Source organism: Rhodococcus cerastii (genome assembly GCF_033042195.1).
GTDB lineage: Bacteria > Actinomycetota > Actinomycetes > Mycobacteriales > Mycobacteriaceae > Rhodococcoides.
The window spans coordinates 343,958-355,260 of the sequence record NZ_JAWLKF010000004.1 but is presented as its reverse complement, the minus strand read 5'-3'; the positions used below and the strand labels follow the sequence as shown (position 1 = coordinate 355,260).

Annotated in this window: 10 protein-coding genes; 4 read left to right on the top strand and 6 right to left on the bottom strand. The window is 66.2% G+C overall.

The features are described 5' to 3' along the window. Positions 1 to 43: 43 nt before the first annotated feature. Positions 44 to 862: a DUF2786 domain-containing protein gene (locus R3P93_RS10990; protein WP_094668539.1), complete on the top strand. Its 819-nt coding sequence runs from the start codon at positions 44 to 46 to the stop codon at positions 860 to 862. On the opposite strand, the gene R3P93_RS10985 is transcribed toward R3P93_RS10990, so the two are convergent. From R3P93_RS10985 to R3P93_RS10960, 6 genes are all read right to left on the bottom strand, one after another. Beyond that, positions 863 to 1,675: a MerR family transcriptional regulator gene (locus tag R3P93_RS10985; RefSeq protein WP_094668540.1), complete on the bottom strand. Its 813-nt coding sequence runs from the start codon at positions 1,673 to 1,675 to the stop codon at positions 863 to 865. 311 nt (positions 1,676 to 1,986) lie between these two features. Then, positions 1,987 to 3,252: an MDR family MFS transporter gene (locus tag R3P93_RS10980; RefSeq protein ID WP_094687322.1), complete on the bottom strand. Its 1,266-nt coding sequence runs from the start codon at positions 3,250 to 3,252 to the stop codon at positions 1,987 to 1,989. Continuing rightward, entirely contained in the window at positions 3,249 to 5,000 is a 1,752-nt protein-coding gene (locus R3P93_RS10975) for an ABC transporter permease subunit (protein ID WP_217901106.1), read from the bottom strand. The genes R3P93_RS10980 and R3P93_RS10975 overlap by 4 nt, the downstream gene beginning before the upstream one ends. A gap of 3 nt (positions 5,001 to 5,003) precedes the next feature. Continuing rightward, on the bottom strand, positions 5,004 to 6,518 hold the full coding sequence (locus tag R3P93_RS10970) for an ABC transporter substrate-binding protein (RefSeq protein ID WP_068047551.1): 1,515 nt from the start codon (positions 6,516 to 6,518) through the stop codon (positions 5,004 to 5,006). After that, positions 6,515 to 7,261, bottom strand: a complete 747-nt coding sequence (locus tag R3P93_RS10965; protein ID WP_317533017.1) for an ABC transporter ATP-binding protein — start codon at positions 7,259 to 7,261, stop codon at positions 6,515 to 6,517. Before R3P93_RS10965 ends, R3P93_RS10970 begins: the two co-directional genes overlap by 4 nt. Then, the gene (locus tag R3P93_RS10960; RefSeq protein ID WP_317533016.1) at positions 7,258 to 7,983 is read right to left on the bottom strand and encodes an ATP-binding cassette domain-containing protein; all 726 of its coding nucleotides are present in this window, start codon (positions 7,981 to 7,983) and stop codon (positions 7,258 to 7,260) included. The genes R3P93_RS10965 and R3P93_RS10960 overlap by 4 nt, the downstream gene beginning before the upstream one ends. Before the next feature lie 98 nt (positions 7,984 to 8,081). On the opposite strand from R3P93_RS10960, the gene R3P93_RS10955 reads away from it, so the two are divergent. The 3 genes from R3P93_RS10955 to R3P93_RS10945 all read left to right on the top strand — a co-directional run bounded on the left by R3P93_RS10955 (position 8,082) and on the right by R3P93_RS10945 (position 11,303). Continuing rightward, a complete protein-coding gene (locus tag R3P93_RS10955) occupies positions 8,082 to 8,591 on the top strand; it encodes a TIGR04338 family metallohydrolase (RefSeq protein ID WP_300516392.1) in 510 nt (169 codons plus the stop codon). A gap of 46 nt (positions 8,592 to 8,637) precedes the next feature. Further along, positions 8,638 to 9,408 (top strand): LLM class F420-dependent oxidoreductase, encoded by a 771-nt coding sequence (locus R3P93_RS10950; protein WP_317533015.1) that lies wholly within the window; start codon positions 8,638 to 8,640, stop codon positions 9,406 to 9,408. An 86-nt stretch (positions 9,409 to 9,494) separates the two neighbouring features. After that, the gene (locus R3P93_RS10945) at positions 9,495 to 11,303 is read left to right on the top strand and encodes an ABC transporter substrate-binding protein/permease (protein ID WP_094687327.1); all 1,809 of its coding nucleotides are present in this window, start codon (positions 9,495 to 9,497) and stop codon (positions 11,301 to 11,303) included.

Here is an 11,303-nt window from a genome sequence, read left to right as displayed (position 1 = left end):
GGTCAACCAGGACGTGTCGTAAGGGGCCGGTAGCCTTTCGCTCATGAGTTCGGACAAGATGCTGACGCGGATCGGCGGGCTGCTGCGCCAGGCCGAGTCCACCGACAATCCACACGAGGCCGAGGCCTTCATGGAGGCAGCTCAGCGTCTGGCCACGTCGGCGTCGGTCGATCTGGCAGTGGCTCGTTCGCACAGCGCGTCACGGGAACGGCAGGCGACACCCAGCCAGAAGGTGATCCCCATCGGAGAACCGGGCAAGCGTGGACTCAAGACCTACGTGCACCTGTTCGTGTCCATCGCACACGCCAACGACGTCCAATGCGATGTGTCCCGATCGTCGACGCAGGTGTTCGCCTACGGTTTCGACTCCGACATCGAGACCACCGAAGCCCTCTACTCCTCGCTGCTGATCCAGATGGTGCGAGCCTCCGACGCGTACATCAAGTCCGGTGCCTACAAATCCGAGACGGCCATCCGTACCGTCACCGAGATCAAGAATCGCCGACGCTACACCCGGCGCGAGGAAGTGCCGGTCGCTGCGGTGACGGCGCGGCTCAACTTCCAGACCGCATTCGCGTCGCGCATCGGTCAACGACTCGGTGACGTGAAGAAGGACACCGAGGCGAAGGCCATCGCACAGGAGCAGCAGGGCGCTGGTACGGCGCTTGTGTTGCGCAACAAGGAGATCGAACTGCGCGACTACTATCGACAGACCTCGACCGCGCGCGGACACTGGCGCGGCCAGAGCGCGAACGCCGGCTACTCCGAGGGTGCCCGAAAGGCCGGAGATCGAGCGGGGCGAAACGCGAAGATCGGCGGTCATGCCGAAATCGACGCCGCGAGCCGGCAGTTGGGTCGCTGACTACCGAGTTCGCGGCGATGCCGCGAACACCGGCCATCCGATTTCCGTGCGCCACTGCGTCGAATCGTCCGTATCGCGCGGCCCGACGGCGTAGACCTCACGAACCGGCCCCGCGATGGCCAGGCCGTTGGTCTCCACGTAAATCCCCAGAGCGCCGTAGGTGACGTCGATATCGTCGTGGGGCCCATGATGGACCGTCACCGCGAGTTCGGTCGGCTGCAGCGTCATCGGCCGAATTCTGTTCAGAGAGAGCGTATGTGCGGTGGGGACATAGACGGTCATGGCCCCGCGCCCCTCGGTGAACAACTCGTTGTCGTACAACCCACCCGGTGGTCCGGTGTTGTCGGAAACGGCTGCGTCGATCTCGGCCATCGCGTCGGAGTACCAGTCCAGCACCTCGGACGCGTCGACCATCTCGGAAATTGCTGCGACAGAGCACTCTTCGGTGAGGATGCGTCGAACCTCGATGGTCGGTGGCGTCGGGTCGAGGAGTCGCCGCAGGGCCGTGACCGCTGATCGGGTGTCGTCCAACTGCCGCTCGAGCCGAGTGAGGTGTTCGGTGATCAGTCGGGCTCGGGCGTCGGGGTCCGGGGTGTGCATGATCGCCCGCACCTCACGCTCGGGCATCTGCATGGTGCGGAACCGGCTGATGACCTGCGCCGTGGCAACCTGATCGGTGTCGTAGTACCGATAGCCGGAGTAGTCGTCGACGGTCGCAGGCTCGAGCAGACCCGACTCGTGATAGCGCCGCAGCGTCTTGACCGACAGGTGCGTGATCCGAGAGAACTCACCGATCGTCAACAAACCGTTCATATCGACATTCTGACCCCTCCCCCTGCGGGAGAGTGAACACTCGCCTTGGGACAGGGGTGACACTCGGTTCACGGCCGAACTTCGATGCTGGGGATTCGGGTGTAGCCGGGGCTGTTAGCAAATTCGCGCGCATTCGCCAAGTGCGCGGGGAATCGCGTCGAATCGGAGACGAATCTGCTCGCGTATGACAAACGCGCGCGCATTTGCGGGGACTCGGGGTGCGGGGACTCCGGGGCGGCGGGGACTCCGGGGGTGGGGACTCGGGGGTGGGGGACTCTGGGGCGACGGGGACTCCGGGGCGGCGGGGGCGGTCAGTCGAGGCGAGCGAGCACCACGCGCAGTCCGATGACACTGGCGATGGGGAACAGGGCGGCGACCAGCCATGGGATGGCTGCGCCCCAGCCGGTGTCGGGGGAGGCGTCGATCACCACACCGAGTGCGGTCGATCCGATGAGCACTCCGATGCCCCCGAGCGAGGCCATGAAGCCGTAATACGAGCCCAGGCGACGTTCGGCGGCCATGCGCGGCACCAGGTCTCGGGCCTGTGGCATGGCGATCATCTGCCCCAGCGCCAGCAGCAGCACGAACAGAGCGGCCGGGACGAGACCGACCGGACCTTCCAACTCGAAGGGACTGAATGCCGCGACCAGGGCGAAAGAAACTGCCATGACGGCGAATCCGATCGGCAGCGTGATCCTCGGTGATACCCCGGCGACGCGTCGGGTGATGGGCAGTTGCGCAGATACCACCAGTACTGCCGAGATCGCGAAGAACCACCCCAGCACCGTCTGCGAACCCCAGGCGCGTTCGACCTCGAGGGGCAGCAGCAGGTACAGCTGGTTGTAGGCCACCAACTGCGCGCTCATCGCCACCGCGAACAGCACGAAGGTTCGGTTGCGCACCACGTCGGTCCAGCCCGAGAGCCATGGGTCGTCGCGATGCTCGCCGCGCTCACGCGGCAGCCACCGCATGTGAGCGGCGACGACCAGAACGAAGATCGCCGCGGCCACGAGGCACGCGATCCTGAAATCGACGAGCAGCAACACCGATCCGACGAGCGGGCCGGTGAACGAGCCGATCTGGCTGCACACCGACATCAGCGCGAAGCTCTCCACGCGCGTGGGTCCGCCGTCGCGTTCGCTTTTGCCCGCCTCGATCGCCACTGCGGATTCGACTGCAGGGGAGAACAATGCGGCTGCGAATCCCACCATCACCGTCGCGATCAACACGGCAGATAGCGAATCGGCGAAGGCGAGACCGACAAATCCTAGCACCCGCAGAACACAGCCGACGAGAACGACCGGCTTGATACCCCACCGATCGGCGAGGGTGCCACCGACGAAGAACAATCCCTGCTGCGAGAACGTTCTGATTCCGAGAACCACTCCGACGACCGCGGCACCGAGCCCGAGGTCGCTCGTCAGATGCACCGACAGATACGGCAACACCATGAAAAAGCCGATGTTGAAGGTCATCTGAGTGAGGACGAGCAAGCGGACGGTGGGGGTGGCCCGCCGCAGATCGACCAGAAACGACCACCGCCACCGCGTCGGCGATCCGTCGGTTCTCGTGCTCACGTACTGCGCCCTCCTGCGTCGACTTTCTCGATGACGCTACCGGTCTTGCGCACGCGTCCCGAGGTGGCACCGGCGAGCGAGACTGCGAGAACGGCAAGTGCGATCAACGACGCGAGCGGAGCGGCGGTGACCCACGGTGCCCGCTCGACGGCGGCGACCCCGTCGGACAGTATCAATCCCCAATCCGCAGTGGGGGGTTGCGGACCGAGGCCGAGGAATCCGAGGGCCGCGAGAGCAAGAGCGACGCCGGGAAGCCGAATCATGGCGTGCCGCAGAACTACCGGAACGACGCTGGGCACGATGGATCCGAACAGGATTCGCGCATTGCCTGCCCCGAGTGTCGGCAGAATGGAGATGTACGGCCGAGCACGAGTCTCCTCGACCAGAGCGGCAGTGTGCGCGGCGAGCGGAGCCCACGTGACGATGAGAACGGCAACGGCCGCCCCGCCTGCACTCGGACCCCAGATCGCCGCGATGAGAATGCCGGTGACGACGGGCGGTGCCGCATTGGTGACCTCGACCAGACCACGCGAGGCCCGCGGAATCAGTCCCAGCAGCACGCCGACCACCAGGGCCGCGAACGTCACCGCCAGCGAGAGTCCGATGGAGCGCAGTGCGCCGTCGGCGACGCGGGCCAACAGATCTCGGCCCGACGCGTCCGTACCGAAGGGGTGGGCCGATGATGGCGCCGCGAACTTCTCCCGCGTCGTCGCCTGGCCGTCGCGTGGGAGTCCGGCCACGACCATGATCAGCAGGACCGACGCCGCCGCGATCGGCACCACCCAACGCCGGGGTGACGGGTGGAAGACGCCGGACGGGATGGGCATCGCCTTCTCGTGCAGGGCGCTGCCGAGCAGTAGCCGTCGCACGAGTTCGGCGGAAATCCCCAGAACGGCACTGACGGCCAGCAGAAGGATGATGTCGATCTGCAGGGCGGGAAGATCCTGTGATTGCGCATCACCGAGAGTGGTGCGGCCCAATCCCGGTATGGCGAAAACCTTTTCGACGGCCACTGCGCCACCGGTCATGGCGACCATGATCAGCCCGATCTGCGATGCGAGCCCGGGGAGGGCGCGTCGCAGAACCGCACCGGCGATCTGCCGCCGCGAGAATCCTGCGACCGTCCACGTGATGACCCAGCCCTCGGTGAAGGTGACGGCGATCGCGTCGGCGAGAAGGCGTCCGATCAGCCCGCCGGCAGGCAACCCGAGCGCGAGTGCAGGCAACACCGCGTACTCCGGGCCGTTCCAGCCGTACGCCGGGAACGACAGCCACACGGCTCCGACGAGGACCAGCACCGAGGCGAGCAGAAACTCCGGCATCGACGTGAGCGCTGCGGCGACGCCACCCCCGGTTCGCTTCGGGGTGCCGCGCAACCCCGCCCGCACGCTGGGGAGCACGACCAGTGCGGCCGTGACGACCGCAACCAGCATCGCGAAGCCCATGAGGGTGAGCGAGACCGTCAATGCATCCAGGGCACCGGGCAGTACGGGCTTGCCGGTGTTCCACGATGTTCCGGGATTGCCCGACGCGATGCCGGTGAGCCAGTCCCAGAACATCCGCAGCGGCCCGGCATCGAGACCGAGGTCGCGGCGAATGGCCGCCAGAGCCTCGGGGGTTGCTTCCTGTTCGGCCGAGCGAGCTCGCAGAATGCTCAGTGCCGGATCGCGATTCGACAGCCACGGCAGCATGCCGACGATCAGGACGACACCGGCGACGGCAACCAGCCGCGAGGCGGTTGTTCTCACTGCTTACTCGAAGGCGGTCTGGTTGGTGATGAGCGTGCGTTCCCGCGGATCGCGGGCGACACCGGTGAGGCCTTCGGATTCACCCTGGATGACGCGTTCGTGCAGCATCGGCACGGCCGCATCCTTCTCCAGGATGAGCTTCTCGGCGGCCAGGATCGCGGCGCGGCGGTCGTCTCCGGGCTCGGTGGCCGAGGCGTCTGCCAGCGCCGTGTCGACCTGCGGGTCGCAGAACTGGGAGATGTTGAACGATCCCTCGCAGGCGAAGTCGGAGTACATGTATGCCACCGGGTCACCGGAATCGAGGACGGTGGCGCGGGAGAGGATGAAGGCATCGAATGCACCACTGAGAGCATCGGTTTCGATGAACTGGTATTCGCGCACCACCTGCTCGACCTCGAAGCCCTTCGCCTCGAGTTCCTGCTGCAACAGCACGGCGACCTCGGGAAGTTCGGCGCGGTCGGTGAACGTGGCGAGGGTGATCTTCTTGCCGGTGGCATCGCCCGCCGGGGTCTCGGTGCGCGCCGGACGGTCCGCCGCCCACGGCAGCGCGGGGCCGAGCAATCCGTTCGCGGCGTCGGCACGACCCTCGTACACCTGCTCGACCAGACGATCCTTGTCCACCGACTCCCGTGCGGCGGCGCGCATGGCGGGGTCCGCGAACACTCCGGACGACGTGTTCAGATACAGGGTGTTGGTGCGCGGCATCGGAACCTCGTGCACCAGCGACTGGTCGAGGTTGGCGGCCTGCGACACCGGAATCGCCTCCACCACATCGGCGGTGCCGTTACGTAGCGCTGCTGCGCGGGCCGTACCGTCGGGCACGAAGTCGGCGTCGATGCCGGCGAGCTTCGCGAGCTCACCCCAGTAGTCCTCGTTGCGGTCCAGCGTGGCACTGGACGTGCCGTTCACTGCGGTGAGCACGAAAGGTCCGGTGCCGGTTCCGACGGGGTCGCTGCCGCCTGCAGAGTAGGCCGCGGGTGCCAGGATGGCGAGCTGCGGGCTCGAGAGTCGTTGCGGCACCAGTGGATCGATGTCCGCGGTGGACACCTCCACCGTGTCGTCGTCGGTAGCGGTCACCGTCAGCTCGACCCCGTCGAGGATGCGCGGCTTCGGCGCGGCGGTAGTGGCAGCAGTCAGTGCGGTGACGACGGCAGCGGAGTCGAGTGGCGCACCGTTGTGGAACCTCACGTCGGGTCGGAGGTCGAAGCTCCAGGTCCGGTCGTCGACGCGATTCCAGGCGGTGGCCAGCTCGGGCTCGGCGTCGCCGAGATCATCGAGAGTGACGAGGGTTTCGGCGGTGGACCAGCGCGACAGCTTGAAGGCATCATCGCTGAATTGCGACAGCCCTGAGCGTGGTGGTTGCAGCATCGCCACGCGGGCTCGATCTGCGGTGTCGTCGGCGGCACCCGAAGAGAAGCAGCCGGTGAGCGTGAGGGTGCCTACCGCTGCCAGGGCACCGATACGGAACACGTTGGTAGACAACAGAGTGGTGGTCAATGGATCTCCTGTGATGGTCATGCAAGCCGGGGTACGGCGTCGATCAGGTCTCGGGTGTAGGAGTGCTGTGGTTCGGTGAGAATGCCTCGTACGCTGCCGGTTTCGACGATTCTGCCGTCGTGCATCACCGATACGTCGCTGCAGAGACGAGCGACTGAAGACAGGTCGTGGCTCACGATCAGCAACGCGCTGGACAGTCCGGCCAGAACCGCGAGGACCTGCTCACGCAGATCCGGGTCCAGTCCGCTGACCGGCTCGTCCGCCAGCAGGTACTGCGGTTCGCATGCCACCGCGCGCGCGATGGCGACGCGTTGGTTCTGACCACCGGACAGTTCCGTCGGTCGGCGTTGCAGATAACGCTCGTCCAGCCCGACAGCGGCGAGTGCGGCACCTGCTTTGGCTCGATGATCGCCCTCGACGCCCAGAAGTCGAAGCGGCGTCGCCACCAGATCCAGCACACTGCGGCGTGGATCGAGGCTGGTGGCCGGATCCTGGGGTACGTACTGCACGAGTCTGCGAAACCACCGCAGCGAGCGCGCGGAACCCGGACGTACTGTGCGGGCGTCCAATTCGATGACCCCTTCGGAGGGCACATCCAGCGCCAACAGCATGCGCAGCAACGTCGTCTTCCCCGAACCGGATTCGCCGACCACGGCAACGCGACCGGCCGGTGGCAGCGTGAACGAGACGGCGTCCAGCGCGGTACGAGAAGAGCCGTGCCGTACGTAGGTGCGCGTGATGTCCGTGGCCACCAAGCCCGTCATCGCGCGACCAACTGACGAAACGGATCGGCGGCGCGAGCCCGCTCGAGCATGCGCACCACGAGCTCGGATTCCGGGCTGTCGAGAATCGCTGCCGTGGAACCGGATTCGACAACCTTGCCCGAGTCGAGAACCATCAGGTGATCGCACAGCTGCGCGGCGACGGCGATGTCGTGCGTGATCAGCAGCAGAGACGCCACCTCACGGAGAGCGTCGAGCACCCGCGCCTGACTGATCACGTCGAGGGCCGTCGTCGGCTCGTCCGCGATCACCAGCGGACTCTCACGCGCCAATGCGACTGCGATACAGACGCGTTGACGCTGGCCACCGGACAGCTCGAGCGGGTGCGAGGCCAGGATGCGTTCGGTGTCGCGCAGACCCACGCGCTCGAGCAGCGCGGAGGCGTCGGGCGTGCGGAGTTGCTTGCCGACGGTGACCATCGGGTTCAGTGCGGTGGCCGAATCCTGGAAGACCATCGCCGGACGGGCGGGGCGTGGCCGGCGGGGCGTCGGAACTCCGGCGACGTCGTGGCCGTCGACGACGATGCGGCCGGTGCAGGTGATGCCCGGCGGGAGCGCTCCGACCAGTGCCGACGCAATCAGCGACTTTCCCGATCCCGACGCACCCAGCAGGCCGAGGCGTCGACCCGCTGGGATCTCGAAGGAGACGTGCCGGACGATGCGCGAGCGTCCGGCGTCGATGCAGAGGTCATCGACGGCGAGCACGGTTTCTCCTGAGGATAGACATGGGAACGACTTCGACAATCGTTGTCGATAGACGACTGTAGGCGAGTCGGGGGGACGACACAAATTAGGCTGACCGGATGAGCAGGGCGAGGGACGCGCAACGAGCGGCCGTCTACGACGCAGAACAACTGGTTCGCACCATGTTCGATCGCGCCGAGGAGCGGGACCTTCGCATGGTGCAGGTGATGGGTTCGCAGATCACGCTGCCGATCGAGCGCAAGTTCGCCTCCATCGACTCGGTGCAGGCATACGTCGATGCGGTGCTCGCTCTGGAGTGGGTTGCCGCAACGTGGCCCGACGCCGGTCGGGTGGTCACCGTCCGAGCCCGATCGGGTTCGGCTGCGGCGCACTACGAATCGGACACCGCCACCATCGCGGTGCCCCTGCACAGGGGCAACAGGGCGTGGGCGTTGCGGGAACTGGTGGTGTTGCACGAGCTCGCGCACCACTTCGCCGACGAGAACGAGGAGCAGCACGGCGGCGCATTCGTCGACCGCTACATCACTCTCGTCGGCGAGATTGTCGGCTCCGAGGCCGGGTTCGTCCTGCGCGCGATGATGGCCGAGAGCGGCGTCCGCATCGGCTAGTGGTTTTCGGGTGCATCATGGGAGACGCAGCCCACACGACGAGGAGATGTCCATGACCGTCAAGATCGGTGTTCAGCTTCAGCCCCAGCACGCTCCCGACTATCAGTTGATCCGCGACGCGGTGTTGCGCTCGGAGGATGCGGGCGTCGACATCGTCTTCAACTGGGACCACTTCTATCCGCTTTACGGCGACCTCGACGGTGCGCACTTCGAGTGCTGGACGATGCTCGGGGCCTGGGCCGAGCAGACATCGAACGTCGAGATCGGCGCACTCGTCACCGGCGGCGGATACCGCAATCCGGACCTGTTGGCCGACATGGCGCGCACCGTCGACCACATCAGCGGCGGACGGTTGATCCTCGGCATCGGCGCCGGATGGAACGAGAAGGACTACGACAACTTCGGGTACGAGTTCGGCACGGCCGGTTCGCGACTGGCCTTGCTGAAAGAGAGCCTCGCCAGAATCCGCCACCGCCTCGACGTCGGAAACCCGGCCCCGACCCGCGACATCCCGATCCTGATCGGCGGCGGCGGCGAGAAGAAGACGCTGAAGATGGTGGCCGAGTACGCGCACATCTGGCACAGCTTCGCCGACCTCGAGGCGCTGAAGCGCAAGTCCGAGATCCTCGCCGAGCACGGCACCACCGTCGGACGCGACGTCTCGGTCATCACCCGCTCGGTCGCGTGGCCGGGAGCGGACACCGCCCAGGACTTCGTCGACGCCGGAGCCACCCTGTTCACCGTCGGCGCCAACGGACCCGAGTACGACCTGGCCGAGCTGGGCCAGGCCATCGAGTGGCGGGACGCGCTCGAGTAGTCACACGTCACTCCAGTTCGCTGAGCGAAACCCTTGCGCGTGGCGCGTTTGGGTGAGTGGGCCCTGGTCCGCTTAGGGTTTTGTACATGGTTGCCGTACGCGCCTCACGCGCGCTCGTGGTTCTCGTTCTCGGACTGTTGATGGCCCTCACGCTCGCCGCGTGTGGCACGTCGAATTCCGATGATCAGGCGGCGGCAGGTCCGACCGACCTGTGCGCCCCTCCCGGAGTCGACAGTGCGTCGTCCACCCCGACGAACTTCGACGCTGCCGCAGCGGCCGCGACGGAGGACAGATACACGACGGACAATGTCACGCCCCTGGACCGGATCGACACCGCATCCCTCGGATTGGCGACGCCGGGAGTGCTCACCGTCGGAACCCTGTCCGACGCCCCGCCGAGCATCTGCCTGGACTCGGCCGGCCAGTACACCGGCTACGACAACGAACTGCTGAAGGCCGTCGCCGAGAAGCTCGGTCTGCAGATCAACTTCTCGGGCACCGAGTTCTCGGGTCTGCTCGCGCAGGTTGCGGGCCGCCGCTTCGACGTCGGGTCGTCCTCGATCACGACGACGGACGAGCGACGCAACACCGTCGGGTTCACCAACGGATACGACTTCGGCTACTTCTCCCTCGTGGCCACCACCGGTGGCCCGATCACCAGGTTCGAGGACCTGAACGCGGGCAGCAGGATCGGCGTCGTGCAGGGCACCGTGCAGGACGACTACGTGGTGAACACGCTCGGACTCGATCCGGTGAAGTTCCCGGATTACAACACCGCCTACGCGAACCTGCGGACCGGGCAGATCGACGCCTGGGTGGCCCCGTCCCAGCAGGCGGAGGGCTTGGTCAAGCCGGAAGACGGCACCGCGATCACGCAGAACACGTTCTCGCTGAACAACTTCGTCGGCTGGGCCGTCGCTCGCGACAATCAGCCGCTGATCGACGCGTTGAACTCCGGTCTCGACGCGGTGATCGCCGACGGCACCTGGGCCACGCTGTACTCCGACTGGGTTCCACGCGAATTGCCCGACGGCTTCAAGCCGGGCAGCAAGGCCGCCCCCGAACCCGAGCTACCCGACTTCGCTGCCATCGCAGCACAGAACGATGCGGACGCTCCCGAAGCCGTTGCCGTCCAACCCAAATCCACTCTGGCGCAGCTGGGGGACACGTTCTTCGACTGGTCGCTGTACAAGTCCGCCATCCCCGACCTGTTCAAGGTGGGCCTGCCGAACACGCTCATTCTGGCGTTGGCGTCGGGCATCATCGGTACGGTCCTGGGCATGTTGCTGGCCCTGGCCGGGCTGTCTCGCACCCGATGGCTGCGCTGGCCAGCGCGTGTCTACACCGATATCTTCCGCGGATTGCCCGCCGTGGTCATCATTCTGATCATCGGACTCGGAATCGGACCGGTGGTGCAGGGAGTGACCGGCGGCAATCCGTACTGGCTCGGCGCCGCGGCACTGTCACTACTGGCCGCCGCGTACATCGGTGAAATTTTCCGGTCCGGCATACAGAGCGTCGAGGCCGGTCAGATGGAAGCTGCGCGGGCACTGGGCTTCAGCCGTCGCCGGTCGATGAACTTGGTCGTCGTCCCACAGGGTGTCCGACGCGTCCTGCCGGCGCTGATGAACCAGTTCATCTCACTGATCAAGGACTCGTCGCTGATCTACTTCCTCGGACTGCTCGCCACTCAACGCGAGCTGTTCGCCGTCGGTCGAGATCTCAACGCACAGACCGGAAATCTGTCCCCGCTCGTCGCCGCCGGATTGTTCTACCTGGTGCTGACCGTGCCGCTCACCCATCTCGTGAACTACATCGACAAGCGATTGCGCACCGGCAAGGCCGAGCAGACGCTGGACCCGGTCGAGCAGGCCGTCGTCGTGGAAAGAGGCTGA